Raw genomic sequence first — 26,090 nt, forward strand, 5'->3', positions numbered from 1 at the left:
ACACCACCCCCCAGGTCATCCGTTCGACAGGGGGCAAAAGTCATGCCAGGCCCGGAGGCCAGCGGCCCTCTTGCAGGACCGCGAAAAACATAACGGGGCGGGAGGCGCGCGGCGGGGCCGACAGGGCGGGTGCGCTCGGTGGGGCCAACGGGGCGGGACTGCCGCGCGTGAGCAGGGCGGGCCGGGCGGAGCTGACCGGCGCGCCCACCCCCACGAGCGCTCCCGTAATTTGCGGTGCGCCCCCGTGCGGGTCGTGCGTAGGGTGCGCGGGTCGGTGAAGTGTGGGAGGGGTGCGCGACGGGTGTTGATCTTTGATGCGGATGACACGTTGTGGGAGAACAACGTGATCTTCGAGCGGGTCATCGACGAGTTTCTGGCGTGGATGGCGCGGCCGGATCTCGACCGGGACGGGGTCCGGGCCGTGCTGGACGGCATCGAAGCGGCGAACGCCGTGACCCATGGGTACGGCAGCAAGGTCTTTCTGCGCAGTCTCGGGGAGTGCGTGGCACGGTTGCGGGGGCGGGCGGCGACGCCGGAGGAGAGCGCGCGGATCTCGGGGTGGGCGGCGGCGTTCGACGTGGACCGGGTGGAGCTGATTCCCGGGGTGGCGGAGACGCTGGCGGAGTTGGCACGGCGGCACGAACTGCTCCTGCTCACCAAGGGCGACGCCCAGGAGCAGCAGCGGAAGGTGGCGGCCTCGGGGCTCACCCGGCACTTCCGGGGCGTGCACATCGTGGCGGAGAAGGACGTGGCCACGTACGAGGAGCTGAAGCGGACGTACGCGCTGATACCGGAGGCGACCTGGATGATCGGGAACTCGCCGAAATCGGACATCCTGCCCGCCCGTTCGGCCGGTCTCAACGCCGTGTTCATCCCCAACGATCACACCTGGGTACTGGAGCACGGCGAACTCGACCCCGCCGACGGGAAGGTGCTGCGGCTGTCGGCCTTCGGCGAGCTGTTGCGGCACTTCTGAGCGGACGGGACAGAGGAGATGGCGGAGTCGGTGACGGCGGGGCCGAGGGTGTCGTGTGTGTTCGTGTGTCACGACGGAGCAGGGCGGGTGCTGTTGGCGCGACGGAGCGCGGGGGCCCGGGACGAACCGGGGACATGGGACTGCGGCGCCGGGGCCCTGGAGTTCGGTGAGACCTTTGAGGCGGCCGTGGCGCGGGAGGTCGGCGAGGAGTACGGTGCGCGACCGCTCGGGATCGAGCGGATCGGGGTGCGCAATGTGCTGCGCGGTGATCCGGTCGTCTCGCACTGGGTCGCGGTGATCTTCGCCGTACGGGTGGCGCCGGACGAGGTGACGATCGGCGAGCCGCACAAGTTCGACGCACTGCGGTGGTTCGCACCGGACGCGCTGCCGGCGCCGCTGCACTCGCAGTGTGCGGAGAGCCTGGCCTGTTTCGGGTGACGCGGGGGTGTTGCAGAGGGTGGTGCGGTCGGTGCCGGTGGCACCAGTGGCGTCGATCGCCCGTGATGTCCCTCTCCCGTGGCGTCGACGGCCAGTGGTCTCCGTCACCAGTGGCGCCGACCGCCAGCGGTGTCCGTCTTCAGTGGCGTCGACCGCCAGTGGTGTCGATGAGGCTGTCCACGGATTGCGCGTGCGGTCGCCGCCGCCGTCGTGCCTCAGGGTGCCACTGACGGCGGCGGCCGCTCCGGTACCCGGCGCGGTGGTGCCGGCGGGAACCGGTGTCAGGTCAAACGCGGGCTGTGGACCGGGCCGGGCGACGGAAGGTGGTCGCGGGGGCCGGTGAGCCACTCGTCGCGGGCGGTGGTGACGAAACGGCCCAGCGCCGTGTCCGGATCGGCCGGGGACTCGCCGTCGCCGGGGTCGGGGGTGGGGTCCGCGCGGAGCAGGTCGTCCACGATGACCTGCTCGGGGCGGTCGTCGGGAGGGCCCTGGGCGGCACCGTCACCGGAGAAGCGGAGGCGGGCACTCCACGGGGCGCTGACGAACTGCCCGAGGAGCGTGCTGATATCGGCGCCGACGGCCGGCGGACGGGTCCAGCAGGTGGCGTGCTCGAAGAGGATCTGCTGGTCGGTGCGGTCCCGAAGCTGCCGGAGCGTGTCCGGATCGGCCTCATCGAGGCGGTGGGCGACCACGAGGGTACGGGCGCGACCGGGGTCGAACGGCTCGGCCGGGACGCCCAGGAGGCGGGCCGCGGCCCGTCCGAGGATGCGGCTGGAACGGTCCGGGAGCAGGGAAACCGTCCGGGGACGGAGGCCGGCCCGTGTCAGGACCAGGCGCAGCCGGTGCAGTCCGTGCAGTACCCCGCCCGGAGTCTCCTGGAGGAGGCCGTAGCGGCCTCGCATGCTCGCGAAGCCGTAGGGCGAGAGGGTGGTGAGGATGCCGCCGGTGAGGGCGAAGTGCCAGCCGCGCAGGTCGTCGGGGGCCAGCGGGGCGGGAGCGGGTGGCGCGTCGGAGGTGACGGCTGAGGAGTCGGAGGCGAGGCGCCCGCCGAGGGCCGCGATGGAGTCGAAGGGGTGCGGGGTGGCCGCCGCCCGGAGGGCCAGGGTGCGGCGGAGCATGGCGTGGAGACGGGCGTGGGCGGGCTGCCACTGTACGTCGTCGGGAACGGGCAGCCGCGCGAAGTGGGTACCCGCCCGGTCCGGGTCACCCGCCAGGAGGGCGTTGAACGCCAGGAGGTAGCGGTCGGGCCAGGGGCGCAGCGTCGCCAGGTGCGCTTCGAGCAGTTCGACCACTTCGGCGTGCCGGTTCTCCGCCTCCAGTGCGGCCACCAGCTCGGTACGCGCCAACGGGGAGTCGGGAACGTGCCGCAGGGCCTCGTACAGCGGCCGGATGGCGAGGAAGGCGGCGCCCCGGTCCACACAGGCGTACCCGAAGTCGTAGAGGTACTGGGGATCTTCGGGATCGCGGACGAGGGCGGTGGCCGCTTCGGAGAGGTTGTCGAAGCCCAGCGCGGTGGCGAGTTTTCCGGTGATCCGGGCCGTGTCACGCAGTGACAGGCCGTCGGCGGTGCGCAGGACGCGCAGGACACCCGGAGCATCGCCGGACTCGGCCAGGCGCTGGAGTCGGGCGATGTCGGTGGGGTCGCTGGGGTGACGAGTGGTCATGGCTGGGACCTCATGGGGTCGGGCGCACCCGGGAGGGGCGGGCAGACAGGCCGGTAGATGGGTAGCTCGGCGGGTCGGTGCGTAGGCAGGAGAGGGGTGACGTCCGGGTGGCTGTACGCCTACCTATGGGCGCAGCGGGGCCACGCACGCCGGCGGATGGATGCGGAGTGCCGTAACACGCTTTATGGCCATACAAGTTGGCGTGGAGAGGTTGAGGCGCAGACGTTCAGGCGCAGACGTTCAGGCGCAGACGTTCAGACGCGGGCGTTCACGGGAGGGCGTTGAGGTAGCGGAGTGCGAATGAAGGGGTGAGGTGGATCAGCGGGCCCCGTCCCGGCCGTCGCCCGTCGGGCTCCTACGGGATGCCTTGAGCGGCCTCGTGCGGAGTGGGCCCGCGAGCGCCGGAGAAGGTGTGCGCCGCCTTCGCCGTGCGGCCGCCGGGCAGCCGGGCCGCGAGCCGTCCGACGCGATGCACCACGGGACATGCGGGGCGAGGCGCCGCGTCTCGGGATGTGCCGTGCCGGGTGACGTGTCACGGGATGTCCCGTGTCGGGGCATGTACCGTGCGGCCCGCCGTGGGGCGTGGCGACTGCCCGGTTCCGGTGAACCGTGAACCGTGAACCGGGTGGTGGGTGACTCGGCGCCCTGGCGATCCGGCGCTTGAGTGGCCGCGCGATCGGGGGGCCAGACATGCCGACGCGATGCGCGTGCGGCCGACGGGGCTGCGGTGCCGTACGCAACCAGGCGAGGCAACAGCGCAAGGTGCTGCCACGCGGAACTGTCGCCGAGTGCGTTTGGACAGTTGGAGACCGGCCTGTATGCGCCGGGGCGTGGCGCGTCGCGGGCGGCGGCGTCTCAGGCCGGGCCGGGCGGGGAGAGTTGCGACCCGTCGGCGGCCCCGGCGATCTCGTCGGCCAGGGGGCGCACTCGGGGGTGGACGGGGCGGAAGCCGGGTTTCGGGCCGGCGTCCGCGCGGTCATCGGGTGGGGCGGTGGCCGCCCTTCCTGTTGGTCATGCGGAGGATCATGACCCATGAAGGAAGGTTTCGGCAACAGGTTCGCCGACGGGGTGGCGCGGCGGGCGGGACCGAACGGCGCCGACCCCGCCGCGACGCCTTCCTGCCGCGTCCCCCCTGCCGCGCTCCCCCGGCGGCCCGCCTACAGCGGCTCGATACGGGTCAGTTCACCACCCTCCAGCGCGAGCCATCGCGTGATGCCGAGTTCGCGCAGGAACGTCAGATCGTGGCTGACGACGACCAGCGCCCCCTCGTACGACTCCAGGGCCGTGACGAGCTTGCGGACCGACGCCATGTCGAGGTTGTTCGTCGGCTCGTCGAGCAGCAGGAGCTGGGGGGACGGTTCGGCCAGCATCAGGGCGGCGAGCGAGGCCCGGAAGCGTTCGCCGCCGGAAAGCGTGCCGGCCTGCTGATCGGCGCGGGCTCCCTTGAAGAGGAAGCGCGCGAGCCGGGCCCGGATGCGGTTGTTGGTGGCGTCCGGGGCGAAGCGGGCGACATTTTCGGCCACGGTGAGGTCGTCGTCGAGGACTGTCAGCCGCTGCGGAAGGAAGCGGTACGGGACATACGCCTCCACCGTGCCCGCGACCGGCGGGATCTCGCCCGCGACGGTCCGCAGCAGAGTCGTCTTGCCCGAACCGTTCCGGCCGGTCAGGGCGATCCGCTCGGGACCGCGTACGTCGAGGTCGGCATGCGCGCCGTGGCGGACCCGCAGGTCCCGCAGGGTGAGGACGGACCGGCCCGGCGGTACGGCGGTGTGCGGCAGGTCGATGCGGATCTCGTCGTCGTCCCGCACGGCTTCGGCGGCCTCGTCAAGGCGGTCTTTGGCCTCCTTCAGCCGCTCGGTGTGCAGGATGCGGTGTTTGCCCGCGGAGACCTGGGCCTCCCTCTTGCGCTCGTTCATGACGATCTTCGGCTCGCGCTTGGTGGCGTTCATTTTTTTGCCGTAGCGAACCCGGCGGGCCAAGGTGACGTGGGCGGCGGACAGTTCGCGCTTCTGGCGTTGCACGTCGGCCTCGGCGACCCGCACCATCCGCTCGGCCGCGTCCTGTTCGACGGCCAGCGCCTGTTCGTAAGCGGTGAAGTTGCCGCCGTACCAGTGGACTTCGCCGCCGCGGAGATCGGCGATCCGGTCGACCAGCCCGAGGAGTTCGCGGTCGTGGCTGACGACGACGAGCACACCGGCCCAGTCGGCGACTGCCGCGTACAGCCGCCGGCGGGCGGCGCGGTCGAGGTTGTTGGTGGGCTCGTCCAGCAGCAGTACGTCCGGCCGGCGCAGCAGCAGGGCGGCCAGCCGCAGCAGTACGGACTCACCGCCGGAGACCTCGCCGACGGTGCGGTCGAGGTCGATACCGGGCAGTCCGAGCTGGTCGAGGGTGGCGCGGGCGCGCTCCTCGACGTCCCAGTCGTCGCCGATGGCGGTGTACTGCGCCTCGCTGGTGTCACCGCCCTCGATGGCGTGCAGGGCGGCGCGTGCCGTGGCGATGCCGAGCACCTGGTCGACCCGTAGTTCCGTGTCGAGCGGGACGTGCTGCGGGAGGTGTCCGACCTCGCCGACGGTCTTGACGCTGCCCGCGGTCGGCGTCAGCTCGCCGGCGATCAGCTTCAACAGAGTTGATTTCCCTGCTCCGTTGAGGCCGATAAGACCCGTTCGTCCGAGCCCGACGGTGAGCGAGAAGTCGTCCAGGACGGACGTGCCGTCGGGCCAGGCGAAGCCGAGGCCGGTGCAGACGATAGACGGCCGGGCCGATCGGATCGACGGTGACGGCCGGGCCGAATGCGAAGACGGGGACGCCGAGGCGGGCGTCGGGGAGGCCGTGGAGGCGGACGTGGCTCGGAGTTGGGGCCTGGACCTTGACATAAGGGTCTCCTGCGGTGCGTGAGGCGGGAAAAGGGGCTGCGCAGGAGACACCGCGGGAGAGGCCCGGAGGGAGGCCGCCGACGGGGCGGCCGCCGGCCTGAGCCGACAGGGAAACTGCCGGCAGGGAAGCCGAGGCGGACCGGCTGACGCCGAGGTCGCGGACAGGGCCGGACGATGAACGGGCGACGGGCAGGGCACGAGGCGCACACCCTGGCAGCGGAGGCTGCGGGCGGGGCTGTCGTGCGGTGCCGCGGTACGTCATCGCGGGCGCGGTGTCTCAAGACCTCAGACGAGCAACGGCTTTCTCCGATCAACGGCAGTGGGACCGACAACGACGTTACGGCGGGTGCCGCGAAAATACAAACGCTATTTTGGTTGCGTTTACATGTGGGGGCGCAGTCCGCCGCCGACAGCCCCCCGGTGGATCTTCCCGGCCACGGGCTGCCCCGGGGCAGCCCGTGGCCGGCCGGATCCGCGCACGTAGCATGTGCGCAATGATCACCAAGAGTTCCGGCCGGGCGGCCGCCGAAACCCCGTGCCGGGTCACCGTCTGCCGTGGCTGCTGCTGTGGCGACGGGGCCAAGATCCCGGGCGTCGACCACGCGGGACAGATACCCCGGCTGCGCACGGCACTTGACGGCGCCGCACCGGTACGCGCCTCGGAGTGCCTGGACGTCTGCGACCAGGCCAATGTCGTCGTGGTCCAGCCGTCGGCGGCGGGCCGGGCCGCGGGCGGGCGGCCCGTCTGGCTGGGGCTCGTCAATGATGACGAGGCGCTGGCGGACATCGCCGCCTGGATCCGGGCGGGCGGCCCCGGTATCGCGGAGCCGCCGGGGGTGCTGGACCTCTACACGTTCAAGGTGTCACGGCGGGTGCGGGAGGGACTGGAGGGCTGAGGCCCGGGGACTGCCGCGCGGGCCGGGCGGCGCAGGCACCGGGCAGGCCGACCGCGAAGGCGTCGGCACGCAAGGCGGGGCCGGCCGGGCGACGCCGACCGTCGAGGGGCGGCGGCACAGGCGGTCCACCCGTCCGGTCATCCCGAACGGAACACCGCATCGCGGGCGGCCCGGAAGGCCGCTCCGGCGTCATGGCCGGTGTAGGACCACGGTGCGGGCGTGGCGTACGGGCCGATGCGGTGGAAGAGGGCAGCCGCCTCGGCCAGGCTGCCCTCGTGGAACGTGGCGTGGGCGAGGAAGTTGAGGTCGACCTTGCCGCGCGGGTGGCCCTCCCCCTCCCACTCCAGCCACCAGTCGAAGGCGGCCTTCAGGTCCTGGCGGGCGCGCGGGGTGGACCAGTGTCCGGAGGCGGCCGGGTTCGCGGGTGCGAGTCCGGCGGCGGCCAGGACGCGGTAGCGCTCGGCGTGCGCGATGACGGGGAGGACGGCCAGCGGGGAGTCGGCGGGGGCCCGTTCGGCGGACCGGGCGGCGAAGTCGTAGACCTCGTGCCGCGGGTCGTCCGGGGTGCCGCGCTGCCGCTCGGCGAGGCAGGCCGTCATGAGGTGGTGCGCGTGGTGGTGGTCGGGGTGGCGGGCCCGTATCTCCGCGAAGGCGTGCGCGCGGTGGTCCGCGGTGCCGGTGCGGCGGGCGAGGATCAGTTCGGCGAGCCAGGGGGTGGGGTCGGCGGGCACCATCCGGGCGGCGGTCCGGCATTCCCGGGCCGCGGCCTCGGCGCTGCCCGTACCGCGCACGGCGAGTTGCACCGTCGCGCAGGCGAGGAGGGTGGCGGCGTCGCCGCTCTCCGGGTCGGCGAGCTGCCAGTCGCGGGCCCAGGCGGCGCTTCCGGGGCACCGGGCCAGCACCGTTAATCGGTGTCCGCGCAGATCCCAGTCCTCGCCGGTCTCGGCGAGCAGGGTGCGCACCCGGGTCCACCGGCCGTGCGCCAGCGCCTCGGTGGCGATGGTCAGCTGGACGTCGTCCAGGGCCGGGGAGAGGACGACCGGCGCGGGAAGAGCGGGGCGGGCCGGGGAGAGGACGGCGGCGTTCTCGCTGCGGGGGCGACCCGGCCCGCGCGGCGGTGGCGGAGGAGTCATGGACCGGGGGGCTCCGGGACGCGCTGCACCGATCTTTCACCTCACTGTGTCGCGGTGGCTGTGTCGCCTGGGACGAGGGGTGGATCCGGTCCGCCCGCGGGCGCGGTCCGGGGTGCGCCCGACGGGGCGCCGCACACCCGGCCCGCCGCGGGGTCCGCCTGCGGGGAGTGGTGACCCGGTCCACACCGAGTAATCACGCACAGCAAAGCGGTAGGCAGGGCTCTGCGTCAAGGCCGGAAGGGGAATGGCCGGATCCGCCAACTCCCCTTCCCTGCAAGGACATTGAAACGCCATGAAACCGACACCCGGCGGACACGCGCACGAGATGCCCGTACGTCCGGTGCGCGGACCGGCCGCCCGCGCCCGTCAGGAGACCGCCTTCGCCGCCGCGCGGCCCGCCGTACGGCCCGAGAAGAGGCAGCCGCCGAGGAAGGTGCCCTCCAGTGAGCGGTAGCCGTGCACTCCGCCGCCGCCGAAGCCCGCCGCCTCGCCCGCCGCGTACACGCCGGGCAGCGGTTCGCCGCCCTCGGTCAGGACCCGCGAGGCCAGGTCGGTCTCCAGGCCGCCGAGCGTCTTACGGGTCAGGATGTGCAGCCGTACGGCGATCAGCGGACCGGCCGCGGGGTCCAGCAGCCGGTGCGGGGCGGCGGTGCGGATGAGCCGGTCGCCGAGGTACTTGCGGGTGCCGCGCACGGCGGTGACCTGGAGGTCCTTGGTGAAGGGGTTGGCGATCTCCCGGTCTCGCGCGACGATCTCGGCGCGCAGCGCGGCCGCGTCGATCAGCGGCTCCCCGGTCAGCTCGTTCATCCGCCGGACCAGCTCGGCCGGCGAGCGCTCGACGATGAAGTCCGCACCGTGATCCAGGAACGCCTGCACCGGGCCCGGCGCACCGCCTCTGGCCCGCCCCAGCACGTCACGGATGCTCTTGCCGGTGAGATCCGGGTTCTGTTCGGAGCCGGAGAGGGTGAACTCCTTCTCGATGATCTTCCGGGTGAGCACGAACCAGGTGTGGTCGTACCCGGTCCGCATGATGTGTTCGAGGGTGCCGAGGGTGTCGAAGCCGGGGAACAGCGGCACCGGCAGCCGCTTGCCGCGCGCGTCCAGCCACAGCGGGGACGGCCCGGACAGGATCCGGATGCCGTGCCGCGGCCAGATGGGGTGCCAGTTCTCGATGCCCTCGGTGTAGTGCCACATCCGGTCGCGGTTGATGATCCGGCCGCCGGCCCGTTCGGTGATGCCGAGCATCTTGCCGTCCACATGGGCGGGCACCCCGGACAGCATCCGGGCCGGCGGTTTGCCGAGCCGCCGGGGCCAGTTGGCGCGCACCAGGTCGTGGTTGCCGCCGATCCCGCCCGAGGTGACGATCACGGCCTGCGCCTTGAACTCGAAGGCGCCGGCCACCTCGCGGCTGCTGGGCGTACCGCGTTCGGCGCGGGAGGGGGCGAGCACCTCGCCGCAGACCGTGTCCACGCTCCCCGCGCTGCGCGCGAGCCCGGTGACGCGGTGCCGGAAGCGCAGTTCGACCAGTCCGCGCGCGACACCGGCCCGCACCCGGCGTTCGAAGGGCGCGACGAGGCCGGGGCCGGTGCCCCAGGTGATGTGGAAGCGGGGGACGGAGTTGCCGTGGCCGATCGCGCCGTAGCCGCCGCGTTCGGCCCAGCCGACGACCGGGAAGATCCGTATGCCCTGCCGGTGCAGCCAGGAGCGCTTCTCCCCGGCCGCGAAATCCACATACGCCTCGGCCCAGCGGCGCGGCCAGTGGTCCTCGGGCCGGTCGAAGCCCGCCGTGCCGAGCCAGTCCTGCCAGGCCAGCTCGTGGCTGTCGCGGATCCGCAGGCGGCGCTGCTCGGGCGAGTCGACCAGGAAGAGGCCGCCGAAGGACCAGTGGGCCTGACCGCCGATGGACTGTTCGGGCTCCTGGTCGAGGAGGATCACCTTGCGTCCGGCGTCCACCAGCTCCGCGGTGGCCGCCAGGCCCGCCAGCCCCGCCCCGATCACGATCACATCAGCGTCGTACGCCATCTCTGGTCTCCTCACCGGGGCGTGCCGGACGCCCCGGCCGCCGTGGTGGGTCGATCCTCAGCGCACCCGGCCGCGGGCGTCAACCTCGGATTACCCGGTTTCCCGCACGGGTGTCAGGCTGGGAAGAGGCGACAAGGACCACCGCGCGGCCGTCGCCGGATGGCTATTCTCGACACATCCCCCGCCCCGCGCGATACGAGGTGTGCGACGTGACGGTGATACTGCTCGCCCTTGGTGCGGCGTGCTGTCTGGGGCTCGGTTTCGTCCTCCAGCAGGCCGCCGCCCAGCAGGCTCCGATGAAGGACTTCCTCTCGCTGCGGCTGCTGCTCGACCTGATGCGGATGCCGCGCTGGCTGGCCGGTATCGCCCTGATGGTGTGCGGGATGGGGCTCGGCGCGGTGGCGCTGGGGATGGGCGACATCACCCTCGTCGAACCGCTGCTCGCGACGAATCTGCTGTTCGCGATGGCGCTGTCCCGGCAGCTGACCAGGCAGCGGCTCGGCCGCCGCGGCTGGGCCGGGCTGTGGCTGCTGGCGGGCGGGGTGACGGCCTTCATCGTGGCGGGCCGGCCGCGCGGCGGCGGCCACACCGACGCGACGCTGTGGCAGTGGCTGATCATGGGCATCGTGCTGGGCACCGCCCTGCTGCTCACCGCCTACGCCAAGCGGGTACGGATCCACATCAGCCTGGAGGCGGCGCTGCTGGGCCTGGCGGCCGGGCTGATCTACGGCCTCCAGGACGCGCTGACCCGGCTCAGCGGGGACCGTTTCGGGCACGGCGGCTGGTCCGCGCTGTTCACGAGCTGGCAGCCGTACACCATCGTGGTGCTCGGTGTGCTGGCGCTGGTGCTGGTGCAGAGCGCCTTCGAGACGGCGCCGCTGCGGATGTCGCTGCCCGCGCTGACGGCCGCCCAGCCGCTGGCCGGTATCGCCTGCGGGGTGGGTTTCCTCGGCGACCGGCTGGAGGTGACGACCGGGGCGCTGGCCGGGGAGGCGGTCGGGATAGCGGCCGTCATCGCGGGGATCGTGCTGATCGGCAGCCATCCGGCGATGCCGCCGGGGACCGGCCGGGCCGAGGCGGTACGGGAGCTCCAGCCGCGCTGACGCCGGTCCGGGAACCGCGCCACGGAACGGGAGAACGGGCCGCCCCTCCCCCGGCGGGGGACGCCCCGGGCCGCTGGTGGTTGCATGGCCCCATGACCGACCGGCAACCGCTCAACGCGGACGAAATCCTCGACGTCGTCGACGAGCACGACCAGGTCGTGGGGCAGGCCCCACGGGGCGAGGCGTACGCCCGCAGACTCCGCACCCGGTGCGCGTTCGTCCTGGTCCGGGACGCCGCGGACCGGATCTTCGTACACCGCCGCACCGCGCAGAAGCTGGTCTTCCCCGCGCACTACGACATGTTCGTGGGCGGTGTGGTCGGCGCGGGCGAGAGCTACGACGAGGCGGCGCTGCGCGAGGCGGAGGAGGAGCTGGGCGTGCGCGGTCTGGCCCGCCCCGAGCGGCTCTTCTCCTTCCTCTACGAGACACCGGAGCACACCTGGTGGTCCGCGGTCTACGAGGTGCGGTGCACGCTGCCGGTCGCCCCGCAGGAGTCGGAGATCGACTGGCACGCCTTCCTCACCGAGGAGGAGCTGACCCGGCGGCTCGGTACCTGGGCGTGGACGCCGGACGGTCTGGAGGCGTACCGGCGGCTGCTGGCCCGGCGGGCGGACGGGGAGGGCTGATGCCGCGCGAGCCCGTTCCGGACCGACCGGTAGGGTTTTGGCCATGAGCCACCCCGACCCCGGTCCCGACACCAGCGGACGGCCGTCGATCGGCGCCGAGGTACGGCTGTGGTTCTCGCCCGCGCGGATCCGCGAGGAGGGCAGCACGCCCGACTACCGCTTCTCGCTCGCCAATGAGCGGACCTTTCTCGCCTGGCTGCGCACCGGCCTGGCGCTGGTCGGCGGCGGCTTCGCGGTGGACCAGTTCCTCCCCCGGCTGCACGAGGGGACGCGGCTGACATTCACCGTCGTACTGCTGGTGGGCGGTGCGCTGTGCGCGCTGCGGGCGGTCCGCCACTGGGGGCGCTGCGAGCGGGCGATGCGGCGCGGTACGGATCTGCCCGTCTCCCGCTTCCCCGCCTTCCTGGCGCTGGGTCTGGGTGTCCTGGCGGCGGCGATGGTGGTGCTGGTCGCACTGGGCTGGACGCGGTAACCGATGGGTGACCCCGGCCGGGAGGACGCGCGGCCACCGGGCCCGGCACCCCACCGGGATGCCGGGTTGCAGCCGGAGCGGACCCGGCTGGCCTGGCGGCGTTCGTCGCTCTCCGCCACGGTCGTCGCGGTGCTGGCCGGCCGGCAGCTGGTGCGGAGCGGTGCCCCGGGCCCGGTCGAGGTGCTGGGGACGGCACTGCTGGGTCTGATGTGGCTGATGTTTGTGGTGATCGCGCACCGCCGGATGCGGGCGCTGGCCGCCGCCCGCCCGGCGGGGCTCCCGCCGCGCGCCGCGTTGCTGCTGGGCGGCGGCACGGTGGCACTGGCGGTGTTCGGCGCGGCGATCCTGCTGCCCGGCCACTGACGGGCGAAGGCGGCCGGCTGACCGTACGGGTACCGGGGGACCGCCGGCCGTACGGGAGCCCGGAGACCACCCGGCCGTACGAGTGCGGGGAGGCCGCCTGGCCGTACGGGTGCCGGAGTACGGTGACGCCGGGCCCCGCGGCGTCCTGCCGGACGCAGACCGGGCTCCGGGTACGAGGGGTGACCGACCCTCACCCGAACGGACCATCACCCGAGGGGAACTCCTCCGCATGCCCGACACGGCACCCCAGGACGCCGGCCCGGACACCGTCCGCCCGTCCGCCGCCGACGCCGCCCGCACCACGACGCCCCCGGCGGCTCCGGGCGGCACACCGCCGGACCCGGCGGACCCCGGCCCCGCCGTCCCCGAGCCGTACCTCACCGAACTGGCCGCCGGCGTCCACGCGTTCATCCAGCCGGACGGCGGCTGGTGCCTGAACAACGCGGGCTTCGTCACCGACGGGGACACCACGCTCGTGGTGGACACCGCCGCCACCGAGCGCCGGGCCCGTCTCCTGCGCCGCCGGATCGCGGAGAGCGGCGCACCGACGCCCCGCATCGTCGTGAACACCCACCACCACGGCGACCACACCTACGGCAACAGCGTCTTCACGCCCGAGGCGACGGTCATCGGACACGACGCCTGCCGCCGTGAAGTGCTGGCCGCCGGGCATCAACTGCACGCGGTGTGGCCGCAGGTGGCGTACGGCGACGTGCCCATCACACCGCCGTCCGTCACCTTCACCGACACCCTGACCCTCCACGTCGGCGGGATCGAGGTGCAACTGATCCACCCGGGCGTCGCGCACACCCCCGGCGACACCATCGTCTGGCTGCCCCGGCAGCGCATCGTCTTCGCCGGGGACCTCGTCTTCCACGGCGGCACCCCGTTCGTCTTCATGGGCTCGCTGACCGGTTCGCTGCGCGCGATGGAGGTGCTGCGCTCGCTGGACGCGGTCACCGTCGTCCCCGGGCACGGCACGGTGACCGGGCCCGAGGTGTACGACGGCATCGAGCGCTATCTGCGGTTCGTCCTGGAACTGGCCCGGGAGGGCAGGGCGGCGGGCCGTACCCCGCTCGACGTCGCCCGGGAGGCGGATCTCGGCCCGTTCGCGCAGCTGGCCGAGAGCGAGCGGCTGGTGGCGAACCTGCACCGGGCGTACGCGGAACTGTCGGGCGCCGAACCGGGGGCGCCGCTGGACCCGCTGGCCGGCTTCTCCGATATGACGGTCATGAACGGCGGGGTGCCGATGGCCTGTCACGCGTGAGCCCGCGGGGCGGCCCGGCCGGGCCGCCCCGTCGCCCGTGCCCCGCCCGGCGGCGGAATTCCGCCGCGTGACCGATGTCCCCCGTGCGAACACTGGACTCCATACCGACTAGTCGGCATGATCGTGCCAGCGACCGGCCGACCGGCCCCCTGTCCACTCCGTACGGAGGAGCACGATGAGCAAGGGCACCCCTCCCCCGCAGGACGCCGCGCCCCCGGAGGCGACCCCGGGCCTCGATCCGGAGCGCCTGCGCGCACATCTGGACCGGGCACTGCCGGGGCTGACCCGCGGCCCGCTGCGCGCGCGGCTGATCGAGGGCGGGCGGTCCAATCTCACCTACCGCGTCACCGACGGCACGTCCTCCTGGGTCGTCCGCCGGCCGCCGCTGGGCCATGTCCTCGCCACCGCGCACGACATGCGGCGCGAGTACCGGGTGATCAGCGCGCTGCACGGGACGCCGGTGCCGGTACCCGAGGCGCTGCTGCTGTGCACGGACGAGTCGGTGCTCGGCGCGCCCTTCTATGTGATGGAGCTGGTCGAGGGGGTGCCGTACCGCACCGCCGACCAGCTGCGGCCGCTGGGCGCCGAGCGCACCCGCGCCGTGGTGCTCTCGCTCGTCGACACCCTCGTCGAGCTGCACGCGGTCGACCCGGAGGCGGCCGGCCTCGGCGACTTCGGGCGCCCCGAGGGCTTCCTCGACCGTCAGCTGCGGCGCTGGGGCAAGCAGTTGGCGGCGTCCAGGAGCCGCGAACTGCCGGGCATCGACGCGCTCCACGACGCGCTGCGCAGGACGCTGCCCGACTCCCCCGCGCCGGCCGTCGTGCACGGCGACTACCGGCTGGACAACGTCCTGGTGGGCGCCGACGACCGGATCACCGCCGTACTGGACTGGGAGATGTCCACCCTCGGCGATCCGCTCACCGACCTCGGACTGCTGGTCATGTACAGCGAGCAGCGGGAGAGCCCGCTCGCCGGGGCCGGGGCGCCCTCGCCCCTCGCCACGACCCGTGGCGCGCCCGGCCACCCCGAACCGGCCGAGCTGATCGAGCGGTACGCGGCCCGCTCCGGCCGGGACGTCTCCCGGGTCGCCTGGTACACCGCGTTCGCCTACTTCAAGATCGCGGTGATCCTGGAGGGCATCCACTACCGCTACACGCTCGGCCAAACCCTCGGCGAGGGATTCGACCGGATCGGCGCGGTCGTCCCCCACTTCATCGAGCACGGCCACGCCACCCTGTCCGCCCTCGACGAAAGCTGAGGCACCCCATGGACTTCGCATTCGACGCCCGTACCGAAGAACTGCGCGAGCGGCTGCTGGCCTTCATGGCCACGCACGTCCTGCCCGCCGAGCGGACCGCCGACGAGCAGCGGGCGGCGCTCGCCTCCCCCTGGGACACCCCGCCGGTGGTCGAGGAGCTCAAGGCCGAGGCGCGCCGGCAGGGGCTGTGGAACCTGTTCCTGCCGGACGCCGAGTACGGCGCGGGGCTGACGAACCTTCAGTACGCCCCGCTCGCGGAGATCACCGGCCACAGCCCCCAACTGGCGCCCACCGCGCTGAACTGCGCCGCCCCGGACACCGGCAACATGGAGGTGCTGGCGCAGTTCGGCACCGAGGCGCAGCGCAAGCAGTGGCTGGCACCGCTGCTGGCGGGCGAGATCCGGTCGGCGTTCGCGATGACCGAGCCCGATGTGGCGTCGTCGGACGCGACGAACATCGAGACGCGGATCGACCGGGACGGCGACGACTACGTCATCAACGGCCGGAAGTGGTACATCTCCGGCGCGATGAACCCGCTGTGCCAGATCTTCATCGTGATGGGCAAGACCGACCCGGACGGCCCCGACATCCGGCGCCAGCAGTCGATGGTGCTCGTCCCGCGCGACACCCCCGGCCTGGAGGTGAAGCGCGCCATGCGGGTCTACGGCTACGAGGACCACTCCCACGGCGGCCACGCCGAGGTGGTCTTCAACGACGTACGGGTTCCGGCGGGCAATCTGATCGGCGAGGAAGGCGGCGGCTTCGCCATCGCCCAGGCCCGGCTCGGCCCCGGCCGGATCCACCACTGCATGCGGCTGATCGGCATCGCGGAGCGCGCCATCGAGCTGATGTGCCGCCGCGCGGTGACCCGTACGGCCTTCGGCAAACCGCTGGCGCAGCAGGGCGTGATCCAGGAGTGGATCGCGGACGCGCGGGTCGCGGTGGAACAGCTGCGGCTGCTGGTGCTGAAGACCGCCTGGCTGATGGACACCGTCGGCAACAAGGGCGCGCACACCGAGATCCAGGCCATCAAGATCGCCACCCCGCGCACGGTCGTGGACATCCTCGACCGGGCGGTACAGCTGTACGGCGCGGGCGGGGTCAGCCAGGACTCGCCGCTGGCGGAGCTGTGGGCCGGGGCGCGCACGCTGCGGCTGGCGGACGGTCCGGACGAGGTGCACCAGCGGTCGCTGGCCCGGCGCGAGCTGAAGAAGTACCGGTAGCGGACGGCGGAACGCCGGCGGAGCCCCGCACTGCCGCGGGGCTCCGCCGGCGTCCGCGCGCGCTACGGCCGCAGCGCGCGCAGCAGCAGCTCGGCGAGGTGGTCGGCGACCTGCTGCGGGGTGAGCGGGCCGTCCGCGCGGTACCAGGTGCCCAGGTGGTGCACGGAGCCGAAGTGGTAGTCCACGATGAGGTCGGCCGGGATGTCGGCGGCGAACACCCCGGTGCGCTGGCCCTCCTCGACCAGCGCCCGGAACCGCTCGTGGTAGCGCCGCCGTTCGGCCCGTACCTGCTTGTCCTTCTCCGGGCTGAGGAGGTGCATCGAGCGGAAAAAGATCGTGGCGTCGTCGAGGTTCTCGATGGTGGTGACGACGACATCGGCCGCGGCGTCCCGCAGCCGCTGTTCGACCGGTGCGCCGGAGCTCGCGAAATGGTCCAGCCGCTCCTGCTGGAGCCGCAGCACCCGGCCGTAGACCTCGTGCAGCAGATCGTCCTTGGAGCCGAAATAGTGGTACAGGGCGCCCTTGGTGACGCCCGCCGCGTCGACGATCTCCTGGACCGAGGTACGGTCGTAGCCCTGCTCCGCGAAGAGCCTGGTGGCGGTGGCCAGCAGCCGCTGGGCCACGGGCTTCGTACCGCCGCCGACGCCGCCGCCGTCCTTCGTGCCGGCCATCGTCCTCACCTGTCCTTCGTCCGTACGCGCCTGTCGTGCCGGTGGCCGGGCCGCCCGGCCGGGGGCCCGCGGGGTACCCCGGGTCATGCGCGGTCGCGCAGCTCCCGTCGGAGGATCTTGCCACTCGTGGTTTTCGGCAGCTCCGGCAGGATCTCCACCTCCCGGGGATATTTGTACGCCGCCAGCCGCTCCTTGCAGTAGGCGATCAGCTCCGCGGGCGCCGGGCCGGTCCCCGGCCGCAGGCTCACATACGCCTTCACCGACTCGCCCCGGTAGGCGTCGGGCACGCCGACGACGGCCGCCTCGCGCACCGCCGGGTGGGTGTAGAGCACGTCCTCGACCTCCCGCGGCCACACCTTGAAACCGGCGGCGTTGATCATGTCCTTCTTGCGGTCCACGACGTACAGCCAGCCGTCGCGGTCCATGAAGCCGATATCGCCGGTGCGCAGTTCGCCGTCCGGAATGCTCTCGGCGGTGGCGTCCGGCCGCCGCCAGTAGCCGGGCACCACCTGCGGACCGCGCACCGCGATCTCGCCCTGCTCGCCGAACGGCACGTCCCGGCCGCCCTCGTCGATGATCCGGACCACCGTGTCCGGGCCCGGCACACCGACCGCCAGAGTGCCGGAGACCGCGTCGACCGGCGCCTCCTTGCCGGGCGGGACGCTGGCACACGGGGCGGTGCACTCGGTCAGGCCGTAACCGTTGTGGAGGTACGGACCGAAACCGGAGCGGAACTTCGCCACCAGCGCGGGCGGCAGCGGCGCACCGCCCGAGGACATCATCCGGAAGGACGCGAAGTGCTCCCGGCTGACCTCGGGATGGGCCATCAGCGCCATGTACGCGGTGGACGGGCCGACGGTGTAGGCGGGGCGGTGCTCCAGGAAGGCGTCCAGGACGACGCCCGCCTCGAAGCGGTAGGCCAGTACGAGGGTGCCGGCGTTGCCGAGGGCGGCGGACAGCTGGCAGACCATACCGGTGATGTGGAAGAGCGGGGCGAGCGCGAAGTACGTGGCGCCTTCCGGGAGGGGCAGACCGGTGCGCTGCCGCTCGGCGTTGTACGTGATGTTGCCGTGGGTGTTGGTGGCGCCCTTGGGGGTTCCGCTGGTGCCGGAGGTGTAGCTGATCAGCGCGATGTCGTCGGCGGTGAGGGCCGGACCGTCCGGAACGGTACCTGTCTCCCCGCCCGTGCGGGCGACGGTCAGCAGATCGTCGGCACCCTCACGCGCCCCGAGCCGCTCACCGCGCAGCACCCGGGGATCGTCGCGGGTCTGGAGCTCCCACTCGCAGGCGGTCAGCGCGATCCGTACGGAGGGCGCCTCGGCGGCGGTGGCACGCAGGAAGCCGTCCCAGGTGTGGTCGGCGCAGATGACGGCGGTGACCTCGGCGTCGTGCAGGATGTGCCGCATCTCCCCGGCCTTGTACATCGGGTTGACGGGGACGGCCACCCCGCCCGCCTTCCAGACCCCGAGCAGCGCGAGCACGAAGTGCGGGGTGTTCTGGAGCATCACCGCGGCCCGGTCCCCGCGCCGGAAGCCGCGGCCGGCGAGGTGCGCGGCGACGCCGTCGGAGAGCGCGTCGGCCTCGGCGTAGGTCAGCCGTCCGTCGAAGTAGGCGAGCGCGGTACGGCCGGGCGCACGCCGGACCGCGTCCCGGAAGGCATGCAGCGGCGAGGCCGGCGGCTGAACGGGCGCGCGCTGGGCGTCGTTGAGCTGCGCCAGCCACGGCTTGTCCTGGTACGAGGTCATCGGGTGCGGCCCTCTCTTCCTGGTCACTGGTCGGCTGGTCAGGTGGTCGGCTGGTCACGTGGTTGCCTGGTCACCTGGTGGTCCGGTGGTCCGGTGGCTGGTCGCCTCGGTGGTGTGGTTTTCGTCTGAATCGTCCTTGTTAGGTGCGGGGGGTGTGCGGGCGGGGTGGAGCGGGGCCGGGTCGGGCTGCCTGGTTCCGGTCCGGGGTGGTTCCGTCCCCGCCTGGTTCCGCCCCCGTCCGGTCCGCCCCGTCCGGTCCGCCCCGTCCGCCCCGTCCGGTCCGGTCCCGGTCCGGTCCCCGGGAGCGCGACGCTAGGAGGCGTCCCGGCCCTCCGCCTTCTCCCACTTCCGCTGGAGGTGGTTCATACCGCTGAGCCACTGGTCCGGGTCGGCGGCCCGCGCGGCGTAGTAGCCGGCGACCTCCGGATGCGGCAGCACCAGGAACCGGCCCGCCTCGATGGCGGCGAACAGCGCGTCCGCGACGGCCTCGGGTTCGACGGCCCCCGCCCTGAGGACCAGGTCACCGGCGGTTCCGGTACCGGCGAGCATGTCGGTACGGACGCCCTGCGGACAGATGGCGTGTACGTCGATGCCCCGGTGGCGATAAGTCGCGGAGAGCCATTCGGCGAAGGCGTAGGCACCGTGCTTGGTGACGCTGTACGGCGCGGACCCGACCATGGTGAGCAGCCCGGCGGCCGAGACCGTCGAGACGAACCGCCCACTGCCGCGCTCCAGCCAGTGCGGCACCAACTCGCGGGCGGCCCGCACATGCGCCATGACATTGACGTCCCAGGCTTGCTGCCAGACGTCCTCGGCCGCCTCGGGCCCGCCCGCGTCGCCCCGGCCGGCGTTGGCGCAGAAGATGTCGACGGCGCCGCCGAGCGCCTCCCGCGCGGCCGGGACGACGGCGGAGGCGTCACCCGGCACCGCGATGGCCCCGATCTCGGCCGCGGTCCGCTCGGCCTTCTCCCGGTCCAGGTCATTGACCACCACCCGAGCCCCCTCGGCGACGAACCGGCGCGCCAGCGCGGCGCCGATCCCCCCGCCCGCTCCGGTGACGACAACGGCCTTGTCCCGTACGGCTTCCACGCTGGGTCTCCCTCGGTTACGCGATTGGGCTTGGTGGTGGGTTTGGTCTTGGTGGTGGGCTTGAGCTTGGTGGTGGGCTTGGTCTCGGCCTTGGCCGTGGTCGGTCGTCCCTGTCGGAGTCGGTCGGTCTCTGTAGGAGTCGGTCGGAGTCGGTCTTGGTGGCGCGCGGTCTGAGTCGCATGCGGTTTTGGTGGCGCACGCGGTCTCGGTCACGCACGATCTCGGTCGCGCGCGACTCCGGCCGGCAGGGCACCGGCTACAGGTGACCGGCCCACAGGTGACCGGCCGACAGATCGCAACCGATCGCCTCCGACTCGGCTGACAGGCGGACGGATCGACTGGCGGCAGACTAACCAGTCGGTATGTCTGGTGGAAGGGGTCCGCCACCGCGATGGCCGGATGCGTTCCCGTGGCACTGTGGCGGCCGGCCGGGTCGTTCCACGGCACGCCCGCCGCCGAATACGTTTCAGCCGTTTCAGGACAGCGCAACGGCCCGAGTGCGTTCCGGCAGGTTCCTCATCCGCAATCCGCATTCGCATGACAGCCGAGTACGCCCTGCGGCGATGTGCAGCCGATTACGTCCTGTGGCGGTGCGACAGCCGAATACGTCCCTGCGGCAGTGCGGCAGTGCGACAGTGCGGCAGTGCGGCAGTGCGGCAGCCGAACATGTCCCTGCGGCAGCGGAGTGGCTGCCGAGCCCGTTCTACGGCGACGGCGCGGCAGCCCAACGCGTCCCCGGGCGACGCGACAACCGAACGTGTACCGCCTTGGTGTGACGGCCCGGCACGTTCCACATCGGCCCGAGGCGCGTTAGCGTGCGCACGACACACACCACGGTCGCCCCGCCCGTCCCCCGGTCCTCCTGTCTCCCAGTTCCCGCTCCCCCTCTGGTCACTGCTCCCTCAGCGACCACCCCCCTCAGCGCTCCACCACCGACCACCCTCTCGGTGACCCCTGACTGATCACGGAGGTCTGCGCATGGCCCTGTCGAGACGCGTACTGCTCGGGCATCTGGCGGCGACCGGCGCGGCTGGCGCAGCGCTCACCGCGACGGCGGGGTCGGCCCGTGCGGCGGGTGCGACCCAAGCCGCAGGTGCGGCCGCGGACTCGGCCCACCTGCCGGGCCCGCCCCGAGCCGCGCGGCCGGGGCCCGGCGGGCGGCGGGTCCGCACCGGCTTCGACCGACTGGCCGCCGACGGCTACCGCCTCCTCGACGGCCACCGCATCGGCATCGTCACCAACCCCACCGGTATCACCCCGGACCTGCGCCACATCGTGGACGTGATGCACGCCGACAACCGGGTAAGGCTGACCGCCGTCTTCGGCCCCGAACACGGCTTCCGGGGCACCGCCCAGGCGGGCGGCTCGGAGGGCCGCTACGACGACCCGGCCACCGGCCTGTCCGTCTACGACACCTACGACAAAAGCGGCAAAGAACTCGCCGACATCTTCACCGCCTCCGGCGTGGACACCGTCATCTTCGACATCCAGGACGTCGGCGCACGCTTCTACACCTACATCTGGACCCTCTACGACTGCATGGTGGCCGCCGCCCTCGCCGGCAAACGGTTCGTGGTCCTGGACCGCCCCAACCCGGTAACCGGCCGCTCGGCCACCGGCCCGGTACTGGACAAGGCGTACGCCTCCTTCGTCGGCCGCGAGCCCATCTCACAGGCCCACGGCATGACGGTGGCGGAGTTGGCCCTCCTGTTCAACGGCGAGTTCGTCCCGAAGGCCGCCGGCTGGCCGGTGACGCTGGACACCGTCCTGATGACGGCCTGGCGGCGCGACGACTTCTTCGACGCCACGGGACTGCCCTGGGTACCACCCAGCCCCAACATGCCCACCCCCGACACCGCCCTCGTCTACGCCGGCACCTGCCTCTTCGAGGGCACCAACCTCTCCGAAGGCCGCGGCACCACCCGCCCGTTCGAACTGCTCGGCGCACCCGGCATCGACCACCGCTGGTCCGCCGCCGCCAACGAACTGGCCCTCCCCGGCGTCCACTTCAGAGAGGCATACTTCGCCCCCACCTTCTCCAAATTCCAGGGCAAAACCATCGGCGGCCTCCAACTCCACCTCCACGACCGCACCACCTTCGACCCGGTACGCACCGGCATCGCCCTACTCGTCACCGCAAAACAAACCTGGCCCGACTTCACCTGGCGCCCGGACCACGCCATCGACCACCTCACCGGCTCCGCCACCGTACGAACCATGATCGACGCGGGCGCGGGGGCGGACAAGGTGGTCGCCTCTTGGCACAATGGACTCCGGCGGTTCCAGGGGGTGAGGGAAAGGTATTTGCGGTATCGGTGAGGGGTGCCGGCCGACCCACCTCCTCAACACCACACCACACCGTAATCTGACTATTCATCACGGCATTGCAGGAATAATCATGCATCCCACCGCACGCCAACCGAGCCTTACGACCCAGCCAGCAGATTCCATCGGACCGAATTACAACAGGGGCGTCCGGGCCTAGATTCCACCACCCGCTAAGGGATCACTCGGGCCACGATCCGAGGAAACGCCGCAGCGAACCTCGCCATTCCTTCCGAAAGCAAACACCTTGCGGCTATTTATCAGACACCGACTTCCCATTAACGCCAGCACCCTCCCGAGAACGCTCAGCTTTACAAAGAACGTACCGATCGCGCACGTCAGGATCACCAACCAAGTAATATAGACACGGACTTCCCGTTTCCCTCACAGAACTCAAAATCCACGTCACCTTTCCCGACGACAATGCGCTCCCCGACGGCCGACGAGGCGCCTCACCGGAACCTCCGCCTCGCGATCCGGAGTTCGCGACCCCACCATCCGACTGGATCGTCAACCTGACCAAGGTGTCCCCACCGACGGACATCCCCCCTTTATATTCGCCAGAATTAACCATCTCCCATTTTCCATTGCCAGTGATTCGCGACTCTTCATCAAACTGGAATTCCTGAACCCCCAACCGCTCAACAGCGGCCCTCCCTCCTCCTTCCAGAACGACTCTCGCCCCACCACTCCCCTCCCAAATACCTTCAATCTCACCCGCGATCAGCCGTTGCGATGCCGGCAAAGGCTGGTATCTAGCATCTGGAGTACACGCCCCGAGCAGCAACACGCACGGAGCAATCGCGACGCGAAGGACCTTCGATCGCACTCTCGCCACTCGACCAGCCATCAACACTCCACCCTCACATCGAGACACGTCCACGTACCGCCCAAAAACCACTTCCGGACACCCACATCCACTCAGTCCTCAGGTCCGCGCTGGAACACGCAGTCCGCGAGAACGACCTACCGCGCAACGTCGCACAGAACGTCACACCCCCGCGCCCCGACCAAGACACACCCAACCCCACACGACCGCCGAGGCCCGGCAGTTGCTCCGAGGTCAAGGCAACCGACTGCACGCGCCATACGAACTGACCCTGCGCACCGGACTCCGCAAAGGCGAACTCCTCGGTCTGCGCTGGGAAGACCTCAACCTCGATGCGGACACCGCCTCCACCCGCCGCATCTTGCACGCGCACCACTGCCGGCGGTCTCACCACGCTCCTCCACAAGGCCGACCTCAGCCGCATCCGCTTCTACGAACTCGGACACTCGGTAGCCACCCTGCTCCTGGAGCAAGGCGTCGAACTCTTCGTGATCAAGGAACTCCTCGGCCACGTCCACATCTGCGTCACCGCCACCGTCCATCCCCACGTCCGACTCCGCCCCCAGCGCAACGCCATCGACACCCTCAGCACCACCACTAACGGCCCTGCCAACGGAGAGTCGACCTGCGACGGCGACAACGACACACCGCTGTGCGGAGCCGCCGTCCGTTGACCTTGCCGTCAACTACCGCTGTCACCCACCGTAGAAGCCCCGCCAGGACACACTTGACGGGACTTCACATTTGCAGCTGCGGAACAACACAGGAAGGTCGGCATATCCCCAGCAGAACGCCGATCTCATGCCGCATGCGAGAAACAGGCGAGACCCCAGATAAAGCCTCTCCCGTTCCCTTCATAAGCACTAAGAAGTTACCTTCCCCTCTTCGCTCAACAAGATCTGCACTTGCGAAGGAAATTGCGCATCATCCACGATCACCGAGCAGAACACGAAGCCACGAAACCCCACAAATCGCATTCGGACATACTCATTCGGGTCATGCAACACGAGCCAACCAGAAGGACATGGGAGTGACACCTCGAAAAAGTTCGCAGGCAGCACCGAAGGAGGAGTCGACTTCCACACCTCACATTCGACAGGACCGTCAACACTGGCCTGGACGCCGAAGATGAGTGAACTACCCTCTCGATGCCAGCTACTCGACGCCGGATCCCAACCGGTGACGTCATCGCCACTCCCCGCATCTCGCAAGATGAGGCATCCGTGCTCGATTTTTGCCAGGAATGCGACCACAGGACCATCAGCCACCATTCCTCCTTGCTCCTCTCTTGCGAAAGTTGAGACTCGGCCCCGCCCTGCTTCCTGCCGCAGGAAAGACAGTGAGGAGTACGCCGTCTGAGGTGATCCGGGAGAGGCCAGCCTAGACGGCAGCTGGTGATCTGGGATCCAAGCCCCGCTCTTAGCGCCGGGGGCGCGGAGGGCAGATGTGGCAGCAGTGCGCATTTCCTGATTCATCGATCAGACCTTAAACGTGCCGAAGCCACCCGATGAGCTCTCAACTTCCAGTTGACTCGGCACGGAGGAGTGTCAGCTGCGGGTAAATTGACAAAACCATCGCGCATCGGGGTCGCCTACAACGTAATAAAGACGGAGACCCTTCTCTTCCTCCTTGACGCTCATTTCCCAGGTGTAGGCGGTTGGACTGCTCTTCCGTTCAGCAGGAGCATCGCCAGAGCCGTCCAACTCTTCCCGTCCGACCTTCGCGGTACGTGACTTCCCGTTCTTGATCGTCACCTTCACCATTTGCCCTTCGGCCACAGTGCGGCCACCTTTGCGGGAGTCGAGGACCTGCCAGCTCCCACTTCCTGAGAGGCTCCAGTGGTCGTCGAAATCCATCTCTTGGCCTCGAAGGCGCGTTACTGTCGCCTCTCCCGTGTCGCTCAGGGTTAGGCGAGCATCTTCAGGTCCTCGCCACTCACCCACAAGCACCCCAACCTTGAAGTGAGGTGCCGGCGGTAGCGGTTCGTACGCCGTCGCACATGAAGCCGCCAGGAAAGCGAGTGACGCCATCCCCAAGTCGAGGAGTTTTCTGTTGCGCATTACGGAGCTCGTTCCAACCTGTCGGTAGGGCTGGGGTGCTGGCGGGTGTGGGCTGTGCGGAACGACGAAGCTCCTGGTAGACGGGTTCTCGACCAAGAACACCCGTGTCGTCAGGAGCTTCGTGTGCTTGTCTACCCGTCCTCGATTGATCTGTCCACCTGCACACTGCGGCTACTGAGCGGGCATCTGGCCGCCCAGCGGAGGGAGATCGGGACTCGGTGGCGGCGGCTGCCGGTCGCGCATCAGGCCCTGCCGGCCTTGGCCCACTTGCGATGCGGCGATACTTACGCCCAGCTCGCCGCGGGGTTCGGCATCGGGATCGCAATCGTCTACCGCTAGATACGCGAGGCCATCAAGGCCCTGGCCACCCTCCCTCCGTCTCTGACCGAGGCGATGGAGACAGTCCGAGCGAAAGCGTCCGTCATCCTCGACGACACCCTGCGCCCAATCGACCGGATCGCCACCGCCACCCCCTACCACTCGGGGCAGCACAAGCACCACGGCATGAACGTCCAGGTCCTCACCGACTCGTTCGGATAACCGTTCTGGGCCTCACCCGTCCTGCCCGGCTCGACCCACGACCTCACAGCCGCCCGACAGTACGGAATCACCGAAGCCCTCACCGACTGAACGCAAATGCTGGGCGGACAAGGCGTGTCAAGGCGTCGGCGGCACGATCCGGGTGCCGTTCCGGGGCCGCCGCCTGAAGAGATGCAAGCGTCTCCTCCAGAAGCTCAGCTGCGGCACCAACCGGATCACCGACATCATGAAAGCCGTCCTAGTACTTCACCAAGCCTCAACATGAGATGGGAAAAATTTCACTGCTCAGATCCTTTCCTAACCTGAGCGTGATGGGGCGATCGGACTGTTCGCGGATGTCGCGAACCGCCGTCCATCGCAAACGATCTCGTGCGTGTTGTCGCGGAGCAGTCCGGATGGTCGAGCGGCTTGAGGCCAGAATCGAGGAACAGGACACCAAGCTCAAGGAGTCGAAGCGTCGGCTGACGCACGACTTCGAACTCCTCCATGTCGCCGTCGTTGGACCCGCCGTTTCGCA

General features: G+C 70.8%; 19 protein-coding genes and 2 pseudogenes. 13 read left to right on the forward strand and 8 right to left on the reverse strand.

What is annotated here, in order from left to right:
- The first annotated feature begins 301 nt into the window (after positions 1–301).
- Both IH09_RS07665 and IH09_RS07670 read left to right on the forward strand, forming a co-directional pair.
- Positions 302–976, forward strand: a complete 675-nt coding sequence (locus IH09_RS07665; protein ID WP_052855351.1) for an HAD family hydrolase — start codon at positions 302–304, stop codon at positions 974–976.
- Between the two features lie 18 nt (positions 977–994).
- Positions 995–1,414, forward strand: coding sequence for an NUDIX hydrolase (locus IH09_RS07670; protein ID WP_052855352.1), 420 nt, complete (start codon positions 995–997; stop codon positions 1,412–1,414).
- A 281-nt stretch (positions 1,415–1,695) separates the two neighbouring features.
- On the opposite strand, the gene IH09_RS07675 is transcribed toward IH09_RS07670, so the two are convergent.
- Together IH09_RS07675 and IH09_RS07680 are read right to left on the reverse strand one after the other, a co-directional pair.
- On the reverse strand, positions 1,696–3,078 hold the full coding sequence (locus tag IH09_RS07675) for a tetratricopeptide repeat protein (RefSeq protein ID WP_052855353.1): 1,383 nt from the start codon (positions 3,076–3,078) through the stop codon (positions 1,696–1,698).
- A 1,157-nt stretch (positions 3,079–4,235) separates the two neighbouring features.
- Positions 4,236–5,846 (reverse strand): ATP-binding cassette domain-containing protein, encoded by a 1,611-nt coding sequence (locus IH09_RS07680; RefSeq protein ID WP_052855490.1) that lies wholly within the window; start codon positions 5,844–5,846, stop codon positions 4,236–4,238.
- A gap of 599 nt (positions 5,847–6,445) precedes the next feature.
- Between IH09_RS07680 and IH09_RS07685 the strand changes: the two genes are divergently transcribed.
- Positions 6,446–6,847, forward strand: coding sequence for a hypothetical protein (locus tag IH09_RS07685; RefSeq protein ID WP_110952140.1), 402 nt, complete (start codon positions 6,446–6,448; stop codon positions 6,845–6,847).
- 137 nt (positions 6,848–6,984) lie between these two features.
- Here the strand turns inward: IH09_RS07685 and IH09_RS07690 are convergent, their stop codons facing one another.
- Both IH09_RS07690 and IH09_RS07695 read right to left on the reverse strand, forming a co-directional pair.
- The gene (locus tag IH09_RS07690; protein WP_052855354.1) at positions 6,985–7,980 is read right to left on the reverse strand and encodes a hypothetical protein; all 996 of its coding nucleotides are present in this window, start codon (positions 7,978–7,980) and stop codon (positions 6,985–6,987) included.
- A gap of 366 nt (positions 7,981–8,346) precedes the next feature.
- Positions 8,347–10,002: an FAD-binding dehydrogenase gene (locus IH09_RS07695; protein WP_052855355.1), complete on the reverse strand. Its 1,656-nt coding sequence runs from the start codon at positions 10,000–10,002 to the stop codon at positions 8,347–8,349.
- Positions 10,003–10,211: 209 nt separating this feature from the next.
- Between IH09_RS07695 and IH09_RS07700 the strand changes: the two genes are divergently transcribed.
- The 7 genes from IH09_RS07700 to IH09_RS07730 all read left to right on the forward strand — a co-directional run bounded on the left by IH09_RS07700 (position 10,212) and on the right by IH09_RS07730 (position 16,314).
- Positions 10,212–11,105 carry a DMT family transporter gene (locus IH09_RS07700; RefSeq protein WP_052855356.1) on the forward strand — a complete coding sequence of 298 codons (894 nt, stop codon included), beginning with the start codon at positions 10,212–10,214 and terminating at the stop codon, positions 11,103–11,105.
- 92 nt (positions 11,106–11,197) lie between these two features.
- Positions 11,198–11,731, forward strand: a complete 534-nt coding sequence (locus tag IH09_RS07705) for an NUDIX hydrolase (protein ID WP_052855357.1) — start codon at positions 11,198–11,200, stop codon at positions 11,729–11,731.
- 43 nt (positions 11,732–11,774) lie between these two features.
- On the forward strand, positions 11,775–12,203 hold the full coding sequence (locus IH09_RS07710) for a YidH family protein (RefSeq protein ID WP_052855358.1): 429 nt from the start codon (positions 11,775–11,777) through the stop codon (positions 12,201–12,203).
- Positions 12,204–12,206: 3 nt separating this feature from the next.
- Complete coding sequence (locus IH09_RS07715; RefSeq protein WP_052855359.1) at positions 12,207–12,566, forward strand: DUF202 domain-containing protein; 360 nt, start codon at positions 12,207–12,209, stop codon at positions 12,564–12,566.
- A 229-nt stretch (positions 12,567–12,795) separates the two neighbouring features.
- Complete coding sequence (locus tag IH09_RS07720) at positions 12,796–13,833, forward strand: MBL fold metallo-hydrolase (RefSeq protein ID WP_094794562.1); 1,038 nt, start codon at positions 12,796–12,798, stop codon at positions 13,831–13,833.
- A 175-nt stretch (positions 13,834–14,008) separates the two neighbouring features.
- Positions 14,009–15,091, forward strand: coding sequence for a phosphotransferase family protein (locus IH09_RS07725; protein ID WP_052855360.1), 1,083 nt, complete (start codon positions 14,009–14,011; stop codon positions 15,089–15,091).
- 8 nt (positions 15,092–15,099) lie between these two features.
- Complete coding sequence (locus tag IH09_RS07730) at positions 15,100–16,314, forward strand: acyl-CoA dehydrogenase family protein (protein WP_052855361.1); 1,215 nt, start codon at positions 15,100–15,102, stop codon at positions 16,312–16,314.
- Between the two features lie 62 nt (positions 16,315–16,376).
- Here the strand turns inward: IH09_RS07730 and IH09_RS07735 are convergent, their stop codons facing one another.
- From IH09_RS07735 to IH09_RS07745, 3 genes are all read right to left on the reverse strand, one after another.
- Positions 16,377–16,985, reverse strand: coding sequence for a TetR/AcrR family transcriptional regulator (locus tag IH09_RS07735; protein ID WP_052855362.1), 609 nt, complete (start codon positions 16,983–16,985; stop codon positions 16,377–16,379).
- An 83-nt stretch (positions 16,986–17,068) separates the two neighbouring features.
- A complete protein-coding gene (locus IH09_RS07740) occupies positions 17,069–18,730 on the reverse strand; it encodes a class I adenylate-forming enzyme family protein (RefSeq protein ID WP_052855363.1) in 1,662 nt (553 codons plus the stop codon).
- A gap of 312 nt (positions 18,731–19,042) precedes the next feature.
- Complete coding sequence (locus IH09_RS07745; protein ID WP_052855364.1) at positions 19,043–19,819, reverse strand: SDR family NAD(P)-dependent oxidoreductase; 777 nt, start codon at positions 19,817–19,819, stop codon at positions 19,043–19,045.
- Positions 19,820–20,797: 978 nt separating this feature from the next.
- On the opposite strand from IH09_RS07745, the gene IH09_RS07750 reads away from it, so the two are divergent.
- Positions 20,798–22,138: an exo-beta-N-acetylmuramidase NamZ family protein gene (locus IH09_RS07750; protein ID WP_052855365.1), complete on the forward strand. Its 1,341-nt coding sequence runs from the start codon at positions 20,798–20,800 to the stop codon at positions 22,136–22,138.
- Positions 22,139–23,041: 903 nt separating this feature from the next.
- Positions 23,042–23,647: pseudogene (locus tag IH09_RS39680) on the forward strand (site-specific integrase); the annotation flags it as partial.
- Positions 23,648–24,520: 873 nt separating this feature from the next.
- Here IH09_RS39680 and IH09_RS38855 read toward each other — a convergent pair.
- Complete coding sequence (locus IH09_RS38855) at positions 24,521–24,829, reverse strand: hypothetical protein (protein ID WP_131123542.1); 309 nt, start codon at positions 24,827–24,829, stop codon at positions 24,521–24,523.
- Positions 24,830–25,156: 327 nt separating this feature from the next.
- Here IH09_RS38855 and IH09_RS36740 point away from each other — a divergent pair.
- Positions 25,157–25,838: pseudogene (locus IH09_RS36740) on the forward strand (transposase family protein).
- The last annotated feature ends 252 nt before the right edge of the window (positions 25,839–26,090 follow it).

This window comes from Streptomyces celluloflavus, assembly GCA_000720995.1.
Classification (GTDB): domain Bacteria; phylum Actinomycetota; class Actinomycetes; order Streptomycetales; family Streptomycetaceae; genus Streptomyces; species Streptomyces celluloflavus.

Coding starts and splice junctions, on each gene's coding strand:
- IH09_RS07690 (WP_052855354.1), bottom strand. CDS start 7,980: ATGACTCCTCCGCCACCGCCGCGCGGGCCGGGTCGCCCCCGCAGCGAG.
- IH09_RS07725 (WP_052855360.1), top strand. CDS start 14,009: ATGAGCAAGGGCACCCCTCCCCCGCAGGACGCCGCGCCCCCGGAGGCG.
- IH09_RS07730 (WP_052855361.1), top strand. CDS start 15,100: ATGGACTTCGCATTCGACGCCCGTACCGAAGAACTGCGCGAGCGGCTG.
- IH09_RS07715 (WP_052855359.1), top strand. CDS start 12,207: ATGGGTGACCCCGGCCGGGAGGACGCGCGGCCACCGGGCCCGGCACCC.
- IH09_RS07675 (WP_052855353.1), bottom strand. CDS start 3,078: ATGACCACTCGTCACCCCAGCGACCCCACCGACATCGCCCGACTCCAG.
- IH09_RS07670 (WP_052855352.1), top strand. CDS start 995: ATGGCGGAGTCGGTGACGGCGGGGCCGAGGGTGTCGTGTGTGTTCGTG.
- IH09_RS07695 (WP_052855355.1), bottom strand. CDS start 10,002: ATGGCGTACGACGCTGATGTGATCGTGATCGGGGCGGGGCTGGCGGGC.
- IH09_RS07750 (WP_052855365.1), top strand. CDS start 20,798: ATGGCCCTGTCGAGACGCGTACTGCTCGGGCATCTGGCGGCGACCGGC.
- IH09_RS07740 (WP_052855363.1), bottom strand. CDS start 18,730: ATGACCTCGTACCAGGACAAGCCGTGGCTGGCGCAGCTCAACGACGCC.
- IH09_RS07735 (WP_052855362.1), bottom strand. CDS start 16,985: ATGGCCGGCACGAAGGACGGCGGCGGCGTCGGCGGCGGTACGAAGCCC.
- IH09_RS07705 (WP_052855357.1), top strand. CDS start 11,198: ATGACCGACCGGCAACCGCTCAACGCGGACGAAATCCTCGACGTCGTC.
- IH09_RS07685 (WP_110952140.1), top strand. CDS start 6,446: ATGATCACCAAGAGTTCCGGCCGGGCGGCCGCCGAAACCCCGTGCCGG.
- IH09_RS38855 (WP_131123542.1), bottom strand. CDS start 24,829: ATGGATTTCGACGACCACTGGAGCCTCTCAGGAAGTGGGAGCTGGCAG.
- IH09_RS07720 (WP_094794562.1), top strand. CDS start 12,796: ATGCCCGACACGGCACCCCAGGACGCCGGCCCGGACACCGTCCGCCCG.
- IH09_RS07710 (WP_052855358.1), top strand. CDS start 11,775: ATGAGCCACCCCGACCCCGGTCCCGACACCAGCGGACGGCCGTCGATC.